This is a genomic window from Pedobacter sp. GW460-11-11-14-TSB4, from assembly GCF_059423705.1.
Genome location: NZ_JBWKYI010000003.1, coordinates 149,746 through 171,554, shown reverse-complemented (window position 1 = coordinate 171,554; position 21,809 = coordinate 149,746). Strand labels below are relative to the sequence as shown.

Here is a 21,809-nt window from a genome sequence, read left to right as displayed (position 1 = left end):
ATGGAAAGAAGAAAATTTATAGGAGCGCTGTCATTAACTGGCGTATTTGGGTTATTTAATCCTAATGAAGTTTTATCCGCAACAAAAATTAATAATGCTGCAAAAGGCCAATCAAAAAACGACAGAGAATATTGGTATAAACTGCTATATAAAATTGCCAGCCCGGTTGTTTCCAATTTAGCCAATGGAACACTGATTAAAAATATGCCAGTGGTTACGGCGCCAAAATTCGACTCCAGAACACCTGCTGTATCCTATTTGGAGGCTGTTGGCCGTACCTATGCCGGTATTGCGCCCTGGCTTTCCTTACCTGATGATACCACAAAAGAAGGCGTTTTAAGAAGTACGCTGAAATTACAGGCCATTCAGGGATTGGACAGCTGTTTTGCAAAAAACAGTCCTGATAAACTAAATTTTAGCAAAGATTATCAGCCGATTGTAGATTCAGCCTACCTGGCACAAACTTTTTTAAGGGCGCCTAAAGCTTTGTGGGAGCCATTAAAACCTGAAACCAAGCAAGAAATTATTGCCTCGTTTAAATCATTGAGAAATAGAAAGCCATTTAAAAATAACTGGTTGTTATTCGGTTCTATTACAGAAGCCTTTTTATTGTCGATTGGCGAACCGCATGATGAAGCCCGATTAAATGAAGGTGTAGATACCTTAAACGCATGGTATAAAGGCGATGGCTGGTATGGTGATGGCGTAAACATGGCTTTTGATTATTATAACTCTTTTGTGATTCACCCGATGATGGTGGATACACTTGCCGTGATGCTGGATAAAAAGCTTATTAAAAAAGAACGATATGAGCTTGCTGTAAAAAGGATGCAGCGTTACGTAGTAGGGCAGGAGCGCATGATTTCTCCTGAAGGAACCTATCCGCCAATTGGCCGTTCAATTACCTACCGTACCGGTGCTTTTCAGGCTTTAAGCCAGATTGCCCTCATGCATAAGTTACCGGCCAATATTCAGCCTGCTCAGGTGCGTTCTGCTTTAACTAAAGTTAAACAGAACATATATGATGTCCCTGGAACTTTTGATGCAAAAGGATGGTTACAGCTTGGTTTTTGCGGGCATGATCCCGAAATAGCAGATTATTATACCTCTACAGGCAGTCTGTATATGGCTACTTTATCCTTCCTTCCTTTGGGTTTACCGGCCAGCGATGAATTTTGGGCTGCACCTGCGGCAGAATGGACCTCGAAAAAAGCCTGGGCTGCAAAACCCTTCTCCAAAGATTATCATGTAGATTTTTAATGATTTCAATTCAAATTAAAAAAAGCCAGTAGTTAGGCGTAACTACTGGCTATACATTAAGCTTCGTGTTAGTCGGTCTCTATCCACTCCGAAGGTAACTTCCCGAAGAACTTCTTGAATTCTTTACTAAAGTAGCGACTATCTAAAAAGCCCACCATATACGAAACCTGATAAACCGTATAAAGCCTGGTTTCCAGTAGTTCTGCCGCTTTTTTCAGGCGTAGCCCTTTTATAAAATCATTTACCGATGAACCAGTGACCGATTTTACTTTTTTGTAAAGGATTGGCGTACTCATGTTCATCAGCCTGGCCAGTTCGTTAACACCAAATTCAGGATTCTCTATGGAAGCTGTGATGTTTTCGACCAATTGATTCATGAATTTCTTACTCTCCGTACCAAGCTGGGTTTGGATTAACTGGTTAAAGATATCAATCGGCTCTGAATTTTTGTTCAGCAACTGACCAACATGCGTATGCACGTTCTGTATGGCTACAATAAGGTTGTTTACCTGCAGCAGCAAAGCCTGCGGGGTAAATGGTTTAGTGAGGTAAACATCAGCACCATGAGATAAGCCGGTTATTACATCTTCGGTCTGTGTTTTTGCCGTTAGCAATATAAAAGGAATATGGTTGGTGGCCACATTAGATTTGATCAGGTCACAAAAGTCAAATCCCGACATTTCAGGCATCATAACATCACTGATGATCAGATCGGGAATATGCCGTTTTGCCTGTTCCCAGGCTTCTTTTCCATTTCTGCTGATGATTACATGATAATAAGGGTTTAAGATATCATCCAGCAATGTAGCAAGCTCAAGGTTATCCTCCGCCAATAAAATGGTTGGTTTCTGGCTTTCATCAGCCTGTGTTAAGGGCAATAATGGTTTATGCTGCGTTTGTTCATCCCCATGATCAGGGAAAGTATGCTCAGCATTGTAAGCTGCTAACGAATCATAGGCTTCTTTTTGTCTTTTCGGTAATGAAATCGTAAAGGAAGTATGTCCGGGCTCATTCATCGTCTCCAACCGGCTGGTTACCGTAATCGTACCCTGATGAAGCTCAACAATAGCTTTTGACAGGGCCAGACCTATACCATAACCTGTATTTTGAAAACCATGGTCTGCAACCTGATAGTAATTTTCGAATAATTTGTTTAAATGCGATTGCGAAATCCCCCTTCCGTTATCTTCAATCGTAATGGTCACCTCGTGATAAGTCTGGCTGATCCTGAGTTTAACCAGGCCGCCATTCTGTGTAAATTTGTAGGCATTGGCCAGCAGGTTAATAATGGCTTTTTTTAATTGAAAGGCATCGCATAATAAAAAGGCTGATTTTAGATTTTCCTTTTCCAATAGGGTGGTAATCTGTTTTTGCTCAGCGGTTTCCGAAAACATCTGCAGGCAATCTTCCAGTATAGGCAGTAAATCCTGCACATTTTCTGATAATGTTAAATGTTTATCCTCTGTCTTTCTAAAATCCAGCAGTTCGTTAACAAGCGTTAGTAGTCGCCTGGCGTTGCCGGCAACCCCCAGTATTTTATCTTTTTGTTTCTTACCCAATTGTTCGTCAGAAACGAGTTGCTCTATCGGGGGAGAAATGAGGCTCAGGTGTGTTCTGATTTCATGAGATACATTGGTGAAAAAATTGATCTTATATTGGTGAAGTTCGTCTTCTCTTTTTAAGAGGGTGCGCAATACAAAATAACGACTGATGAAGAAAACGATGCTGGTTAAAATAATACCATACAGCATATAAGCCCACCAGGTGGCCCAAAACGGCGGATGTATGTTAATGGTTAAACGAATCGGTTCCATCCAGTTGGGGCTGCCATTATTACCGCTTACCATTAACGTATAAGTGCCGGGAGCGAGGTTGTTAAATGTTGCTTCGGCTAAATTAGTTGTGGTCCAGCCTTTGCTTAATCCCTGAAGGCTATACCGGAATGCATTTTTTTTAGGTTTAATAAAATCCAGCAATGCAAATTCGAAGGTTAACGAGTTCTGGTTATGGCTAAGTTCAACCCGGTTGGTATAGGTGATGGATTTACGCAATACCGAACTATCAATCTCTACCGGTACATCGAAAATCCGCATGCCGGTAATCACGATACTTGATTTTGTCGTATCGTCCCGGATTTGGTCAGGATCAAAATAAATCAGTCCATCCAATGTTCCAAAAAACAAATTGTTATCCCGTTCATACCTGGCGTTGATGTTAAAATTGGTACTAATCAGTCCGTCGGCTTTGGTATATTGTGTAACGATTTTCTGTTTTGGGCTAACCTTAAGCAATCCACTGTCACTGGCCAGCCAGATACGGTTTTGCCTATCGAAAGCGATGCTGTATACCGAACGATTATTCACCTGGCTATTGATTTGATATAAGGCGAACTGACCACGCTGCTCATTAAATGCTGCCAGGCCACGGCTTTCTAAACCTAAATAAATGGTGCCATGATGTTCGGAAATCGTATTTACAGGGTATTTTAAATGATAGATGCGGATACTATCACCCTCAACTTTCATTACTTTGGTTTCGGTAGCAAACCATAACCTTTTTTTGGTGTCCTGAAAGGCAACGCCAGCGAGGAAAGATTTTAGTCCCGGTTGCTGCATCAGTCTATCCGCTTTCAAATGTGTTCTGATGCGTTTATATACTTTTAAGCCATTGCTAGAGGTAATCCAGAGCCTGTTTAGCCCGTCTTCTACAATTGAGTTCACCTCGGTAATTCGCTCAGTCCCGGTTAAACGGTGTTCGATTGTGTTAGTGCTGGCATTAAGGACATCTAAAGTGCCCGAAAAAGTGCCAATCCATAAATTCCCATCCTCATCTTTAAATAGGGTTTTGATGAAATTTGAACTGATTGACTTATCGTTACCCTGTTGGTTTTTTAAATAAGAGACCTGTTTAGTTGACTGGTTATAAATATTTATTCCTCCGCCTTCGGTGCCAATCCAAAGCTCCGTTTGATTACGGTTGCACACGCTGCTGACCACCCGATGGTTGAGGTTTAAAGCGGTTGGACCAATGCCTAGATGGCGAAAGGGGGCAAGTGGTGGCTTTATTAAATCCAGACCGCTGTAATAAGAACCAATCCAAATGGTTCCTGAGCGCTGTTGAAACAAGCTGTGGATCGAACTATTATGTAAGCTTTGCTCATCGCCCGCTTTGCTGGTCAACTCAAAGGTATTCAGGTTATTGATATCGAAAAAAAACAGACCGTCGGCTGTGGCAACGCTAATCTTATGGTCTAACAAACTGATAATCGACCTGATTTTGTGGGTAGCCCCACCAGGCAAAGCAGGTTGTTGCTGCGCCTCAATAAATTTCCCTTGTTGGTAATGGCATAAAAGCAGGCCACCAGCATATGATCCAAACCAAAACCTTCCATTATTATCCATTTTAATCGAAGTAATTTTCTCCTTTTGCAAGAAAACGGGCAGTTCAGCTGTTGTTCTGCTCAGCATAATCCGGTCAGCTTTGATCTTTACTTCAAAAAGCCCCCTGTTTGTACCGCACCAGATCCTGCCATCTGACCCACAAAAAATCGTATGGCACAATATATCTTCGCCATCATCAAAAGCCCTTGCTGAAGCAATGATTTTATTTTCTTTAGTGATTAGTACGATACCGGCTGTGGTGCCCGCCAGGATATTTCCAGAAAGATCTCTTGTTACCTGCTTAACCTCGGGTTGTATGGGATAAGGAAGCTTGATCTGCCTGAATTTTTCGGTAAGGGGATCGAAAGTAATGAGTCCCAACGCAGTGCCCATCCATAACCGGTTCTGTTGATCCCAGAATAAAGACCTGATCAAAGCAGGCGATGAAGGTTTATTGGTATCCCCCAGGATATTCTTAAAACTGCGCCACCTCAAACCATCAAACCTGCTTAGGCCATTTTCGGTACCGAACCACATAAAACCCTGTCTGTCTTGAGCAATAGACAGCACATTATTCTGAACAAGTCCATCTTCGGTACTGAAATGTGTAGAAACAGATAATTGCGCATTTACCTGCAAAGCTCCACACAGGAGTAAGCACATCATGCCTATCCAGCCCGCTGCACGGATGGCGCATTTTCTATTTAAATTTAAATGAAGCAGGATGATCATTATAATAAAGTTATGAGATATTTGGTGTTAATATTCAAAATTAACCGACGATTACTGAAAAAGCGTAGGATTTAAGATTTTCGACCTATTTGTTTAAGATTTTCACCCTTTAATAATCGGTTAATTAAGGAAATTTACAAGCTAAGCTGAGCAAATAAGCGCTCAATAATATCCATAACCAAATAAACCCATTAAGCAGTTTTTTAAGATGCATGCACCTTAAAATGGGCATATCTAAAAATCAACTGGAGACAATCAAATGCGTAAATCTAGCCTTTTACTTTTTCTAATTCCTGTTTTATTCAGTGCAAAAACTGCGCATAGCCAATCGGGTGCATTAACCAGCAACACCATAAAAGTGAAGCCGATTAACTGGAGCAGTTTCCACAAAAAGCCACCTCATGATGAACTGGCGAAAGTTGTAAAAACAAGCCTGCTTAATGCCAATAAATTTGCATTAAGCACCTGGTACCGGGATATCAAAAAATACCAGCAGGATTCCAGCGGTTACCTCGACCTGAAAAGCATCTCAAAGGTTAACGAATACCGTTATCGTTTTCCTGCAGCAATGTCGTTTGGTGTAGCCATCGCGATCAAAACCAGGATCTACGATCCCGCTATTACAGGGGTTTCTTTACAGGAAGCTAAAAATAAAACGATCCAAATGGTAAGGGCTGTAGCCTACGACCATAAAGTGAATCAAACCAGAAAGGTTTGGGGTGGCGATTGGCAGGCCGCCCACTGGGCTTATTATTCGGGTTATGCGGCCTGGCTTTTATGGGATGATTTTTCCAAAAAAGATCAAACTTATATCACCCGGATGATCGTTTCCGAAGCAGATCGTTTTCTGGGTATCGTTCCACTCTATTATAAAGACAGCACCGGGAAAGTATTGTTTCCCGGTGATTCTAAAATTGAAGAAGATGCCTGGAATGCCGAGCTGTTATACCTGGCAGCGGTAATGTTGCCAGAGCATCCGCATTCCGCTCAATGGTTGCATAAGGCGGTAGAATATTTAATGGCCTCAACGGCCTTACCTTCCGATTTGCATAATTCGCGGATGATACACGGATATCCCGTTAGCCACTGGGTGCAGGGCTCCAATATGGAAGAACCCGGTTTCGTGATCAATCATGGGATCATCCATCCGCAGTATAATGCCATTGCCTCGATGATCAATGCACCGATTGTATTTTCGCTGGCCGGAAAAAAAACACCGGAGGCGGCGCGCTTCAATCTTGATAAAATTTATTTTTCGGTAACTGCACATCAGTTTTCATCACCACCTTATAAAGCCCCGGGTGGTACCATGTATCGCGAAGGAATGGCAGCTGTTTATTACCCCGAAGGTTCAGATTGGGGGCAGGGTGTTTACGATAATTATGCCAACCTCGATATTGCTGCATTTACCTATGGTTGGGATAATCTTGCCCAAAAACATAAGGGAAAATACTGGGCTAAACTGCATATGGATAAGGTGCTTGAACAGCAAAAGCGCTTTGCCGACGGGCACACTTATGCAGGCGATCAGGAAAACAGCTACCTGGGCAGAGAAGAGGCCATTGCCAGCCGGATGGGATCAGCCTGGATGACGATCTGGTTACAGCAGCAGGTACCGGCAGTTTATGAGAACAAGGTGATTCCTGAAAATTAGCGTTAATTTTTTTAAAAAAATCAACCAAGACCAATCAACAAAAATGAAACAAATGGTAAGTGTTTTTTTATTGCTAAGCGCTGATTATAGTCTGATAGCTGGAAGACAGGAGTTGAAATAAAAAAAAATACTGTAATTTACTAGCAATAACAAGCATTATATGAGCGATAACCACAACTCTAGAAGAAGATTTTTAACACAGGCTTTACTGGCTTCTGCTGCGGCCGCAATGCCTGGCTTTTTATTTGCAAACGGGCATAAGCCTTCAGGCTTTAGCGCTGCCGAAAAAGTAAACCTGGCCTGCATTGGCATCGGTAACCGCGGAGGCGAAATTATCCGCGAACTCCACAACACCGGATTGGCCAATATTGTTGCCTTATGCGATGTAGACATGGAGGCACCGCATACCCTGGCCATTCTGAAAATGTTTCCAAATGTGCCGCGTTTTAAAGATTTTAGGCAGATGTTCGATAAAATGGGTAGTCAGATTGAAGCGGTTTCTATTGGTACGCCCGATTTCTCGCATTTTCCGATTACCATGATGGCCATTGGCCTTGGCAAACACGTGTATGTGGAGAAACCGATGGCCCGCACCTTTAATGAGGTAGAGCTGATGATGAAAGCGGCAAGGAAAAACCCAAAAGTGGTTACCCAGATGGGAAATCAGGGGCACTCGGAAGCCAATTATTTCCAGTATAAAGCATGGGTAGAAGCAGGTATTATTAAAGATGTAACCGCCATTACCGCACATATGAACATGGCCAGGCGCTGGCATGGCTGGGATACGAAAATCACTTCATTCCCACCAGCAGAAACACAGCCCGATACCCTTGACTGGAATATCTGGCAGATGCAGACCCAGGGGCACCAGTATAGCAAAGATTTTGTGAACGGGCAATGGCGCTGCTGGTTCGATTTTGGTATGGGCGCTTTGGGCGATTGGGGTGCGCATATCCTCGATACTTCGCATCAGTTTCTTGATCTTGGCCTTCCTTATGAGGTAGACCCGATAAAGTTAGATGGCCACAATAATTTTTTCTATCCGATGTCTTCCACACTTTCGTTTAAATTCCCTAAACGTGGCAGTATGCCCCCTGTTGAAGTGAAGTGGTACGATGGTATTGACAATCTTCCCCCAATCCCGGCCGGATATGGTGTGCAAGGGCTCGATCCCAACATTCCACCACCAAGCAATGGTGCTGTTACTGCCGCTAAACTAAATCCGGGTAAAATTATTTATGGCAAAGACCTCACTTTTAAGGGTGGTTCGCATGGCAGCACATTATCCATTATTCCAGAGGAAAAAGCGAAGGAAATGGCTTCCCGTTTGCCTGTTGTACCGCTGAGCCCATCCAATCATTTTGCCAATTTCTTAAAAGCATGTAAGGGCGAAGAAAAAACCCGTTCATCTTTCGAAATTGCAGGCCCGTTAAGCCAGGTATTCTGCCTTGGGGTGCTGGCGCAGTGGACAGGAGAAAAAATAGTTTTCGACAGAAAAAAGAAGAAAATTACCAGTAGTAAAAATGCAAACGAATTGCTCATCGGCCCTCCACCCCGTAAAGGATGGGAGCAGTATTATAAAGTATAATTTTTCATATAGCGAATAGAAATATAATCTGTAGTATTCGACAATGTCATTAAGTTCAGGAGAAAATAAAAAATATGGTCATCCTGAACCTGTCGAAGGACAAATGTTTTTTATGAATTAATGGTATTGAGTGTATGAACCAAAACGTAATATCCTCTCCCGGAGGTTTGAAGCGTTTTGGTTCTGGTGTTTATAGTCTTGCAATCATCACCATATCAGTGAAAAAATATGCAACATAAGCTAGTTAAAATGAATGGTGCTGGAAAAAGAATCGTGGTATTGGTTGATCTTTTATGCTATGGAATAGTTGAACTTCCTATTGTTTATCACATCGATTTTCAGGAGGGTGATGTGAAGCGCTGTAAAGTAAACTGTTATATTGAACTTCCTGATACGAATGAACATAACTGGCTCATCCAAACTAATTTTGCTTTCTTTTTTACCGCAAACCCAAAAGGCAATGGTTATGTGTTATCTTTTGAAAATGATCTTAATAAGAACATCTATTATCATAATATGCTAAATGTATTTTCTGATTATCTTGTTTTTAAGGAAGACTTTTTCGCCTATTTTTCTGAATATTAAGCTGCCTGATCTGCCCTCTTTTAAAACAAAGCACAAACGTTTGCGTGTGATCGGCTTTTTTAAATTCCGTTTTCATCATGTGATCGCCTGTAAAGCAAAATCAAACCGGTCTCCTCTTTTTTGCAATACTATTTATTTCGATCATCTCCTATTTTTGTAATAATAAATTTACATGCGCAGGCGGTTTCGCAAATAACCAGATAATTATGCCTTTAAGCCAGGGGCTTAACCCTGTTGAATAGAATTTTATTATTTTTCTATTTCACCCACTAAGATGATATCCTAATTTAAAGGTTTTAAGGCAGATGCAGTGCAATTATCGGCACTATCAACACCTCCTAAATACAACGATATTGGCAATATACTGGCAGACAAACGTTTGTGCTGTCTTTTTTATTTGACTTAAATCAATTGTACTTAGTTTTGATAAAGGTCTCTAACTAAGATCTATACCAATCATCCTATAATCATTTTGTAAAAACAAACGAATAAATTTTCGCAATTAACCAACTAACCAAATAAACCTATAAACAACTTTTTGCCGGATACCTCTTGAAAAAAATGAGGTTGCAATCAGGAAGGATTACAGTATGGCCTGAAATGGGCAATATCAGCTGTGAGATGCCATTTGGCAAAGGTAACCAGGTGCGTGTAATATCGAACTGGAAAGATTTGGCTGGTGCAGGATAAAAGATTAATAGCGGTGGAAATGATGGTAGCTTTTTGATCACATAGAACTGAAAATTTAAACTCATAACCGATAACCGATGAACAGAATATTTTTCCTTTTGGCCCTGCTAACCTTAGTCGTTATAAACGTTGATGCCCAGCAGGCAGGGAAAATGGACAATGATTCCAGATCCAACAGTTTGATCGCTGCAGCGCCCTTTTTACGGATTACCCCTGGTGCGCGTATTGCTGGAATGGGAAATGCAGGAGTGGCACTGGAGGCTGATGCACATTCAGCAGCCATCAATGCAGCAGCGATGGCCTATCTGCCTACCCAATCAACAGGGGTAGGGTTAACCTATACGCCATGGATGCGGAACCTGGTGCCAGATATGAACCTTACTTACCTGAGTGGTTACCGCAACCTGGATGGCCGCAATACCATCGGGGCTTCTTTAAGATATTTTTCTCTGGGTACCGTTAATCTCACCGATGATAATTCACAGGAATTGGGAACGGCCCGTCCGACAGAGTTTGCGGCTGATATTACTTATGCCCGGAGTTTTGGGAAAGAATTCGCACTGGGCGGAAGTATCCGTTTCATCAATAGCAGTCTGTTTACGGGCACCACAAGTTCAGGCGTACAGTCAGGACCGGGAAGGGCCCTGGCAGCCGATATATCCGGGATTTACCGGACCGGGGTGATGTTATTCGGCGGACCTGCAGACTGGTCGATGGGGGTAAATATATCCAACATCGGGACAAAAATGAATTATAGCAATACCGGAACGCAATATTTCTTGCCTACGGAGTTCAAACTGGGCTCTGCAATAGCTTTTATTGGAAATGAAAGCAAACTGACCCTTGCCTTAGATATCAATAAACTGCTTATACCTACCCAGCCCATTTATTCGCCTGATGGAAAGATTATCAGTGGAAAGAACCCTGATAGGTCTGTCCCGGCAGGGATTTTCGGGTCGTTTAATGATGCACCCGGCGGTTTTAATGAAGAGCTAAGGGAAGTTGGGCTGTCAACCGGGCTCGAATTATTATTTAAAGATATGATGGTATTCCGTGCAGGTTATAACTATCAGGATGCCCAGAAAGGTGATGGCAGTTATTTTACCCTGGGTGCAGGCTTTAGGTACCAGATCTACAGCATTGATATGTCTTATCTGGCTACTGCAGAAAGAAGCAACCCGCTGGCCAATACACTGCGCTTTGGCCTTGCCGTAAATTTTCTCCCGAGGAAGGGAAAATAAAAGCAATAACAAGCAGGTCCTGGCCAGACTTTGCCGGTGAAAAGATATCAGATGAGGGGGGATGGCCGAAAAAAATAAACCAATGGCTTCAATAACCAATAGTCTTTTAAGACAAGCGGTTGAAAAGCAATATAAAACCCATATTATTTAATTTAAACCCTAACCAGATGAAAAAACGATTACTCTCTTTTCTTGCCATGTTATTGCTCTGTGCAATTGCAAATGCCCAAAACCCGGTCACCATCACGGCGGCGGCTTCGAAACGGCCATCACAGGGTGGTAGCGAAATTACGAAAGCCTACGATGGTAACCTGACCACCATGTACCACTCTAACTGGTCTTTAAACGCCATGCCAGATACGGTTGATTTTTATTTTGTTGGTGTAAAAAGCATTAATAAAGTGGATTATACCCCAAGGCAGTCGGGCCCAAATGGTATCTGGACTACTGTAGATGTTTATTATGCTACGGCCGATGCCCCTTCGGTTTTTGTAAGCAAGCTGAGTAATATCAGCTGGGCGCAAAACAATACGGTAAAAACAATCGATATGACGGCCAGTCCGATTGTAAAACCCTACATCGTCCGCTTCGTCATCAGGGCTGCAGGAGGCAATTTTTCGAGTTGTGCTGAAATCAATTTTAGCTCGGCAGAAACAGGGCCATTTGTTCAGCCGATTGATTGTGATAATCCGATAGCAGAAGATTTTACAGCCTATACGGATGTTAAACTAGATATTGCAAGCGCCAGCGTAAGCCCTGCGTCAAACGGCGGTGAAGGCATTGCGCGTACTTATGATAATAATACAACCACCCTTTACCACTCTAACTATACAGGTGGTGGATTCCCGATCAGTTTAACTTATAATTTCACGACCAATCCTTCCATTGATTACATCACTTATGTGCCGAGGCAAGATGGTGGTTCGAATGGTATTTTTGGCACGGGCGAAATCTGGTATAAAACCACGACACAAACTACCCTAACCAAATTAATGGATTTCGATACGGGTTTTAGTTCAGCTGCGTATCAGATCAGTTTTCCTGCAGCTTTAACCAACGTTACCCAAATTGTGGTAAAAGTGCTTACCGGTAAAAATAATTTCGCCAGTTGTGCAGAAATGCAGTTTTATCAGAAAAACAGCGCAGGCAATTTATACACAAATATTTTTGCCGATGAGTTACATACCACACTAAAAGCCGGAATAACGCAGACGGATATCGATGCCATTGCTTCTCCGTTTTTTAAATCATTGGCACAGTGTATTTTTAATAATAGTTATAACAAAAAATACCGTTTACAGACCTACGATTTTTATCCAAATCCCGGCACAGTAGAAGGCATATTAAAATCAAATGGCTTAAACAGGGTAGAAAACCCAACCGGAATTGCTTTCAAGGCCAATACCAAAGCGATTGTTTTTGTTGGTGATACCTATGGGGTAAATCCACAATTGTTGGTGAAGGATTTTGGACTTGATTATAGCGCCACTACCGATAGTTATCCTTTGAAAAAAGGAGTAAACATTATCAATGTATTACATGATGGACTGGCCTATATCAATTATTTTAGCGATAAGCCTAATCTGCAACCTATCCAGATTAACATTACCACAGGGCAGGTAAATGGTTATTATAATCCATTAACGGATACCAACGACCAATGGACACAGATGTTGCTGAACGGCGTGTATTCGAAGTTAGATATGAAAGGAACCTATGTTAATTTAAATCTCAACAAAAATATACTGATCAGTAATTCTGCAGCTAGTGGAAAAGCGCTGGTTGCAGCCTACGATACCATTGTGCACAATGAGTATACCTTAAATGGCCTTGTAAAATACAACAGAGTGCCTAAAAACCACATGTTTCTGAGGTCTATAACCGGGGATGGAAATCCTAATGCAAGTGGCGATGGTGTAAATTATCCCATAGGTGTTGGTGGTAGCGGTTCGAACCTGGCAAGCGCTACAGGGGTTTTTAAAGATCCCTGGGGAATTGCGCATGAGTTTGGTCATAATAACCAGGTGAGGCCAGGAGCTAAATGGATAGGCACCACTGAAGTAACCAATAACGTTAATTCGGCTTGGATCCAATACCTCTATAGCAGCAGTTACCCGAGTACAACAAGACTTGAAAAAGGTAACGATGTGCCTAAAGCAGGTGCAGCCAGTTTATATGGTGGCCGCTACGGATCGTTATTTGATAATTGCCTGATACAGAAAAAACATATGGAAGCACAAGGCGATGTGTTTGTGCGATTGGTGCCTTTGTGGCAACTGGAAGTTTATTATCAGCTTGCAGGCGCAAGTAAAAACCTGCCAACGATGCAACAACGATTATCAGGTACACCTGCTCCGGCTGGTCAGCCTGATGTAGCTTTCTGGTATGGAGACGTGTTGGAGAAAATGCGTACAACCAGTCAGACAGGATTAAATGAAGGTCAGTTACTGCTCAATTTCGTAAGTGCTACCTGCGATGCCGTTCAGGAAGATTTGACCGACTTCTTTGTGAAAAGTGGCTACCTGTTGCCAATTGATATGGATATAGACGATTATTCGATAAAGCGTTTAACCATTACACAGGCACAGATAGATGCACTCATCGCTGCTGTACAGGCTAAAGGATATCCAAAACCAGTATCTCCGGTCTTAAATTATATTTCGGCAAATACGATAAATACCTTTAGAAATAAGGTTCCACTCGCAACAACTGCGGTGGCAACAGTTGGCGTAACGGTGAATACCAACACCTTAAAAATCGACAATACGAAATGGGCCAATGCAGTAGCTTTTGAGACCTATAACCAAAAAGTACTTACCGATGTGGCCATTTATGGCGCCGGAGAAGCCACCACAGCAAATGCAACCACAACTGTTCAATACGCTGCAGGTTCTACCAGTGTTTATGCGATTGGATATGACGGTTCAAGAAAACTGGTTTATCCTGCTGTAGATGTGGCCAACCTGTTACCAACGGTGGCTATTACTTCACCGGTGAACAATGCTGTAATTACAGCGGGTGCCGATGTAGCCATAAACGCAAATGCAGCCGATACCGACGGAACAATCGCCAAGGTAGAATTCTATCAAGGCAGCACTTTGCTGGGGCAGTCAACCACTGCACCTTATAGCTTTACCTGGACTAATCCGGCTGCAGGAACTTATGCACTTACCGCTAAGGCGACCGATAATAACGGCGGAACAACGGTATCAGACACGGTTAAGGTGATTATCAATACCTTGCCAACGGTGGCCATCAGTTCACCGGCAAACCATGCGGTGTTTACAGCAGGTATGAATGTTACTATCGATGCGAATGCTACTGATACTGACGGAACAATCAGTAAAGTAGAATTTTATCAAGGCAACACATTACTGGGCCAGTCAACCACTGCGCCTTATGGCTTTACCTGGACTAATCCAGCGGCAGGAAATTATAACCTTATCGCTAAAGCGACCGATAATAATGGCGGAACAACGATATCCGATACCGTGAAGGTGATCATCAATACCTTACCAGCTATAGCGATCAGTTCACCGGCAAACAATGTGGTTTTTACTGCAGGTACCAATATTACAATTGATGCCACTGCTACCGATACCGATGGAACGGTTACTAAAGTTGAGTTTTATCAGGGCAGCACACTTTTAGGTCAGTCAACCAGCGCACCCTATAGTTTTAGCTGGGCCAATCCTGCTTCAGGAAATTACAGCCTTACCGCTAAAGCAACCGATAATAACGGCGGAACAACTGTTTCAGATACCATTAAAGTCAACGTAAATACTTTGCCAACGGTGGCCATCAGTTCACCGGCAAACCAGGCAGCATATACAGCGGGTTCGGATGTTGTTCTAAATGCCAATGCCGCTGATACCGATGGAACAATTACTAAAGTAGAGTTTTATGAGGGTAGCACTTTGTTAGGTCAATCTACCACTGCACCATATAGCTTTACCTGGAATAATCCTGGCCCCAGATTTTATAACATCACTGCAAAAGCCACCGACAATAATGGCGGAACAGCTGTTGCAGATACGGTTAGGATTAAAATCAATACCTTACCTACAATTGCCATCAGTTCGCCTGCAGACCTTGCGGCACTTACTTCGGGTACTGATCTGACCATTAACGCCAACGCTACCGATGCCGATGGATCGGTTGCTAAAGTAGAATTTTATCAGGGCAGCACGCTGCTGGGCCAGTCGACTACTGCACCCTACAGTTTTACCTGGACTAATCTTCCGGCCGGAGCTTATGCACTTACCGCAAAGGCAACCGATAATAATGGGGGAACAATACTATCGGCAATTGTAAACGTTACGGTTAGCGCTGCGCCAACCGTTTCAATTAGCGCTCCGATAAACAACGCTACATTTACGGCAAATTCGAATATTAGCCTTAATGCCAATACCACCGGAACGATTGTTAAAGTGGAGTTTTATCAAGGTTCAACTTTTCTGGGCCAATCTACAACAGCACCATTTAACCTGGTATGGAATAATGTTTCCGCAGGAATGTATACGCTTACCGCTAAAGCCACCGATCATTTAGGCAGACTAGCCACATCTTCGGCGGTTAATGTGAAGGTAAATGCGCCACAGGCTTTAACAGTTAATCCGGTAGCTGATGCATTTGTGCGGGATGGGATTTTTGCTGGTGTTAATAATGGCAGCGCGAAAAGCCTGGATGTGAGCAGCGAAAACTGGTCCTTTTTCAGAGAATCTTACCTGCGTTTCGATTACAGCACATTTTCTGGTTCAGTAGTAAACAGTGCAAAAATCAGGGTATATGCTTCCCGTATAGATATTAATCCATCGAGGGTGGTATCGGTATATGGCCTATCTAATAGCACCTGGGGTGAAAATACCATCACCTGGAATAACAAACCATCAGAAAATGGTACACTACTTGGTACTTATACCGTTAAAAATACAGCCAAGGCCTGGTATGAGCTGGACGTAACTGCTTATATCAATAGCCAGCTTGCTTTAGGGAAAAAAATCATTTCCATCAGGCTGATCAATCAGGCTGGAAAAGGATTTGGTAACCTGGTAGGTTTTAATTCGCGTGAAGCAACCAGCAATAAACCAGAACTGTTACTGAATCAGGAAGCAGTGAATTTCGAAGAATCGCCAATCAATACGAATATTGGCAATGCCATTGGAGCGTTGCTGGGATTAAAAATTACCGCCTGGCCAAATCCAAGTACAACCGGGTTTAAAGTACAGGTAGAAAGCACCAGCAATGAAGCATTGCAATACAGGGTGTATAATATTGCCCAACAATTGGTTAAAGAAGCTAAAACAGCCGCTACTGAGCAACTGACTTTTGGAGCCGAACTGCCTACCGGTGTATACATGGTAGAAGTAAGACAGGGCACAGAAAGAAAGGTTGTAAAAGTAATTAAGTTATAGTCCCTTAGTTTTTAATTTTAATGAAAAAGAGCGTGCCTGAAAAGCACGCTCTTTTTTTATGCACTTATTTTTAAAGTTAGCCGGGCTCTTTTTAAAGATCTACTCGTTTAAATAAACAAACCTTTACACAGCTATAAAGGTATCCATCTGTTTTAAGCCACACTTTTTGGTAAAATTAAAGATAGCCCCTAGGTTTCTGCAGAAAAAATAGCTTAAAGCCTCAAAACACCTCAAAATTTAAGGTTTTCGCACTATTCCTTTAAGATATTCCCCATATAATATTCAGTTGATTAAACAATTTTACAAACTAACCAGGCCGGGTAACCGGTCAATATAAATCAGCTAACCAACAAACCAATGAACCAAGTTTTTACGAAATGTAAACATTTTGAGCTTCCTGGGATTTTTCAGCAACAAGGCAGTCTCTGTCATCCAGGCTTGTCACATCCCAACAATGATCCTGCTAAAGTATGGGGCAGCAAGTGGCCTACCTATCACGCAGTAGCGCTGGGTGTAAATAACCGCCCGATCGAATTTCGCGCTGGCATTGATGCTTTTTGTCCCGGTTTTTTAGACCTCATCAATTATTGTATGAAAAGAATTTTTTCAACCCTATTAATCAAATTTTAGTAAGCGCATGAAAAAAAAATACCTGATATTTTTCATTGTGATAGTATGGTCACTATCGTACAATGTAACCAGCGCTTCTTCAGTAGATGGAGCTGAGTACCATTCTCATCAGAAATTAATTAAAGGGCAGGTAAAAAACCGTTATGGATATCCTTTAAAAGATGTTAAAGTGAGTGTTAAAGGTAAGGCCGGTAATGCACTTACTGATGCAAAAGGCTATTATAATCTGGAAGCCGATATCGATGATGTACTGATCTTCGAATTAACCGGCTACAATAAACAGGAGCACCGTGTGGCGGGAAAAAGCATTGATGTATTTCTACAAGAGGATCCTGCAGGCGAATTGGTGAATACTTTATTTGGAACCCCTAAATCTTCAACTTTTTCGGGTTCAATGGCTAAAGTTAAAGGAGAAGAATTGAGTGATATTCCTACGCCAAGTATCAGCAATACCTTAAGCGGAAGATTGAACGGGCTGATTACTACGCAGTCTATCTCAAATGGCAATGACCGCTCTTCACTTAGCTTAAGGGGCCGGACACCAATAATTATGGTAGATGGTGCGATCAGGGATATGGATGGACTGAGCTTTAATGAAATAGAAAGCATCACCGTCCTTAAAGATCCGGTTTCACTAGCCGCCATGGGAATGCGAAGCTCAGACGGTGTAGTATTGGTACAAACCAGGCATGGCCTTAATGCTAAACAGGTGATCAGTTTTTCAGCACAAGGCGCAATCCAGGAGTCGATAAACCTGCCAAAATACCTCGATTCGTATAATTATGCATTGCTTGCGAACGAAGCATCAGCCAATGACGGACGCCCTCAGATCTACAGTCCTGCAGATTTGGAAGGTTATAAGAACGGTACCAATCTATATCAGTACCCAAATGTAAACTGGTATGATACCGCACTTAAACCCCGTTATAGTTTCAATCGGTTTAACCTGAATGTTCAGGGTGGCGGGCCTGCTGCCAGGTATTTTGTAGCACTGGAGAATCAGAACCAGGGAGGGATTTTTAGGGATGGAACGAATGACCTGAATACTAACAATACGGTTAACCGTTACAATTTCCGGTCAAATGTTGATGTTGATATCGACAAGAATTTAAGCATAGCTTTAGGCTTGTCGGGAAAATACGAACAGGTGAATAGTCCTGGTGCCGGAACGGATGCCATACTGGACCAGATCAGGCAAACCCCTTCAAATGCATATCCTGTTTTTAATAAGGACGGTTCGCTAGCTGGAAATTCACTTTATGTAAAAAATATTTACGGTCAGCTTTATCAAACCGGTTACAACAGAGATAACCGACGCACCTTGTTAGTCGATGCCAGCCTGAACCGTAAACTTAATTTCATTACCAGCGGTCTTTCTTTAACAGGTGCTATACACTACACCTCTTATTATAGCAACATTATCTCGAGGAGCAGATCTAATTTCGCTGTTTTTCAACCCGTTATTGATCCGGTTACCCAGGCTGAAAGTTATTTGCAGTTTGGCACCAACGCCAGTTATGCCAATGCAAATTCGTACGGAAACAGTTTTGCAAGACGCTTGAATTATGATGCAGGCTTAAAGTATAACCGTAGCTTTTTAAAACATCATATTGATGCTTCATTAAGGTATATCTGGGACCAGTATGATGTTGGTCTTTCACTCACCCACGCCTATCAGGGGCTTGTTGCAACAGCGTCATACAACTATGATGGAAAGTTATTTGCTGACATGACGGTAAGCCACCAGGGAACCGAACAATATCCTGTTAATAAGAGGTACGGAACATTTCCTGCCCTTTCTGTAGGTTATGATCTTAGTAAAGAAAGTTTTATTAAGGGCGATATTTTTGATCAGTTAAAGTTAAAAGCGTCAGCCGGTGTGCTTGGTTTTGACAGGACTTCAAATTTTGCTTTTCAGCCCTACTACACCACAGGAAGTAATGCTTATTATTTCGGGAGTACAGCTACGGGAATGGCAGGCTGGAATGAGGCCTCTTTAGGAAATCCTTCCATTACCTGGGAAAAAACAAGGGTATACAGTGCGGGCATTGATGCAAGGCTTTTAAAGAACAGTTTGGGGATAAGTCTTGAATATTTCAGGCAGTACCGCTATGACGTACTGCAGCAAAGAGGTCAGTCAAACCCATTACTGGGAGCCGTTTATCCTTTAGAAAATTTAGGCGTTTATAACTATAATGGTATTGAGCTGGGATTAGATTACCAAAAAAGGATCGGAGCGGTGGAATTAAGTTTGAGTGGAAATCTTCAGGCGGCCAACAGCAAAGTAGTTTTTACAGATGAACTGGTCAGAAAATACGCCTACCAGCAACGTACAGGTCAGCAGATAGGCCAGGCTTTTGGCTTGGTTGCTTCAGGACTTTTCCAAAACCAGGCCGAAATTGACCAGAGTCCCAAACAGTTTTCAACGGTGCTTAAACCTGGAGATATCCGCTATGTGGATCAAAATGCAGATGGGGTAGTCAATGAAGATGATGTGACCGCGATTGGAAAAAAAGGTATGCCGGTTTATTACGCCGGTTCTATTGGCCTGAGGTATAAACAATTTGATTTTTCTGCTTTAGTGCAGGGCGTTGCCGGGAAAGACTTTTATTTTACAGGAAACAATGCATGGGAATTCCAGGAGAATGGGAATGTTCAGGAGCATCACTTAAATCGCTGGACACCCACCAATACTGCTGCAGATTATCCGCGTTTAAGCTTTGGTACCAACACCAATAATCACAGAACTTCAACTTACTGGATCAGGGATGGCAATTACCTGAGACTTAAAAATATACAGCTCGGTTATACCCTGCCTTCTTCGGTAACGCGCAAAATAGGGCTGGGAAATTTAAGGCTGTTCACTTCGGCCTTCAACCTGCTTACCATTACGAAGCTTAAAGACCTCGATCCGGAGTCGCTCTTCAGCAGCTATCCGCTTTACAAGAGCTATAACATTGGTTTAACCGCTAAATTTTAAACATATGAAATTATATAAAATATTAATCGTGGTATTGTTTGCCGTGTTTATCTCCTCCTGTGAAAAGGATGTGTTTACGCAGCTTCCTGTAGAACGTACCGACCTTAGTGATATCTTTAATCCTAAGGATAGAGAAGGCATATTGATTGATGAATATTTGGCGGGAATATATGCGCAGCTACCCAATGGCTTTAACCGCATAGGTAATAACCTGTTGGATGCCGGAACTGATGATGCATTGAGCGGAGATATTTCTGTGACTGCTGTAGATAAGTTTAAGACCGGACAATGGGGGCCTTCAGATCTGCCGGAAAACCCCTGGGTCACATCTTATATGGCAATAAGAAGAGTGAATATTTTACTGGCAAACATTGGCACCTCAGGCATTCCTGATGTGAAAAAAGATGCACTTCGTTTTCAGGCAAGGGCTTTGCGGATCATTTTTTATTTCGAGCTGGTAAAAAGATGGGGCGGTGTTCCATTGATTGGCGATAAAGTTTTTGTTTTGAACGACAACCTTCAGCTTCCAAGGAATACCAGGGCTGAATGTGTAGATTATATCCTGGCAGAATGTGAATTCCTGAAAGATAAATTGCCGGCAACGCTTACAGCAGGTGAGGTGGGCAGGCTTTCTAAAGGTGTGGTACTGGCACTTAAATCGCGCTTGCTTTTGTATGAAGCCAGCCCACTGTACAATCCTTCAAATGATGTGGTTAAATGGCAGGCAGCGGCAAAAGCGGCCGACGACCTGATTAAACTAAACAGCTATTCGCTCGAAGCCAACTTTGGAACCATGTTCACTACACGGAGCAACAAAGAATTTATATTGGCCTACCAGCAGGCAGATAATACCAGTATCGAAAGCCTTAACGAGCCGCCGGGTTATAAAAGGGCGGGGCAGGGAATCACCGACCCAACGCAGAATCTTGTAGATGCCTTTCCGATGTTGAATGGTAAGGCTATAGGTGAAGCAGGTTCGGGATATAACGCTGCAGATCCTTATAAAGACCGTGATCCACGCTTTTATCTGACCATATTTCACAATGGCTTTTCATGGCTGGGTAGCCCTGTAGAAACCTTTGTAGGAGGTAAGAACAATACGCGGATTGGTATTGGCATGGGTACAAAAACAGGCTATTACATGCGCAAATTTATGATCACTAGTGGCTCTGCAACAGGTTTTTCAAGCGCCACCCATAATTTCCCCATTTTCAGATATGCCGAAATCCTCCTCAATTATGCGGAGGCTCAAAATGAAGTATTAGCTGCACCTGATGCCTCTGTTTACAAAGTAATTAACGACCTCAGAAAAAGAGGCGGCAGCACCGGGGTTTTTGCGCAGGGCTCATTAGATAAAGCACAAATGAGGGCAATCATCCGAAACGAGCGACGCATTGAGCTGGCATTCGAAGAACACCGTTTCTGGGATATCCGCAGATGGAAAATTGCAGAAAATGTTTTAAACGGCTCCTTAAAAGGGATGAAGATTATCCAAAATGCCGACAAAACATTCACCTACGACCCGAATGTTGTGGTGCAAACGGTCACATTTGATGCGGCTAAAATGTACCTGTATCCGGTGCCTTATCTGGAAATACAGAAAAACAGCGCCCTGGTTCAAAATCCGGGCTGGAATTAAGCGGGCTTACAAATTA

Annotated in this window: 11 protein-coding genes; 10 read left to right on the top strand and 1 reads right to left on the bottom strand. The window is 42.5% G+C overall.

Going from position 1 to position 21,809, the window contains the following annotated elements; genetic code table 11:
• Entirely contained in the window at positions 1–1,260 is a 1,260-nt protein-coding gene (locus AC07YT_RS05255; RefSeq protein ID WP_086547147.1) for a DUF2264 domain-containing protein, read from the top strand.
• Positions 1,261–1,328: 68 nt separating this feature from the next.
• Here AC07YT_RS05255 and AC07YT_RS05250 read toward each other — a convergent pair whose 3' ends face one another.
• Positions 1,329–5,372 carry a hybrid sensor histidine kinase/response regulator transcription factor gene (locus AC07YT_RS05250; protein ID WP_086547146.1) on the bottom strand — a complete coding sequence of 1,348 codons (4,044 nt, stop codon included), beginning with the start codon at positions 5,370–5,372 and terminating at the stop codon, positions 1,329–1,331.
• 259 nt (positions 5,373–5,631) lie between these two features.
• Here AC07YT_RS05250 and AC07YT_RS05245 point away from each other — a divergent pair, with 259 nt between their 5' ends.
• The 9 genes from AC07YT_RS05245 to AC07YT_RS05205 all read left to right on the top strand — a co-directional run bounded on the left by AC07YT_RS05245 (position 5,632) and on the right by AC07YT_RS05205 (position 21,793).
• Entirely contained in the window at positions 5,632–7,026 is a 1,395-nt protein-coding gene (locus tag AC07YT_RS05245) for a hypothetical protein (RefSeq protein ID WP_086547145.1), read from the top strand.
• 160 nt (positions 7,027–7,186) lie between these two features.
• Positions 7,187–8,614: a Gfo/Idh/MocA family protein gene (locus AC07YT_RS05240; protein ID WP_086547144.1), complete on the top strand. Its 1,428-nt coding sequence runs from the start codon at positions 7,187–7,189 to the stop codon at positions 8,612–8,614.
• 228 nt (positions 8,615–8,842) lie between these two features.
• Complete coding sequence (locus tag AC07YT_RS05235) at positions 8,843–9,199, top strand: hypothetical protein (RefSeq protein WP_086547143.1); 357 nt, start codon at positions 8,843–8,845, stop codon at positions 9,197–9,199.
• 561 nt (positions 9,200–9,760) lie between these two features.
• The gene (locus tag AC07YT_RS05230; RefSeq protein ID WP_494945194.1) at positions 9,761–9,889 is read left to right on the top strand and encodes a hypothetical protein; all 129 of its coding nucleotides are present in this window, start codon (positions 9,761–9,763) and stop codon (positions 9,887–9,889) included.
• 77 nt (positions 9,890–9,966) lie between these two features.
• A complete protein-coding gene (gene porV, locus AC07YT_RS05225) occupies positions 9,967–11,130 on the top strand; it encodes a type IX secretion system outer membrane channel protein PorV (RefSeq protein WP_086547142.1) in 1,164 nt (387 codons plus the stop codon).
• Positions 11,131–11,297: 167 nt separating this feature from the next.
• The gene (locus AC07YT_RS05220; RefSeq protein WP_086547141.1) at positions 11,298–16,544 is read left to right on the top strand and encodes an Ig-like domain-containing protein; all 5,247 of its coding nucleotides are present in this window, start codon (positions 11,298–11,300) and stop codon (positions 16,542–16,544) included.
• Between the two features lie 357 nt (positions 16,545–16,901).
• The gene (locus AC07YT_RS05215) at positions 16,902–17,174 is read left to right on the top strand and encodes a hypothetical protein (RefSeq protein ID WP_086547140.1); all 273 of its coding nucleotides are present in this window, start codon (positions 16,902–16,904) and stop codon (positions 17,172–17,174) included.
• A gap of 7 nt (positions 17,175–17,181) precedes the next feature.
• A complete protein-coding gene (locus AC07YT_RS05210) occupies positions 17,182–20,154 on the top strand; it encodes a SusC/RagA family TonB-linked outer membrane protein (RefSeq protein ID WP_086547139.1) in 2,973 nt (990 codons plus the stop codon).
• 4 nt (positions 20,155–20,158) lie between these two features.
• Positions 20,159–21,793: a RagB/SusD family nutrient uptake outer membrane protein gene (locus AC07YT_RS05205; protein ID WP_086547138.1), complete on the top strand. Its 1,635-nt coding sequence runs from the start codon at positions 20,159–20,161 to the stop codon at positions 21,791–21,793.
• Positions 21,794–21,809: the final 16 nt, after the last annotated feature.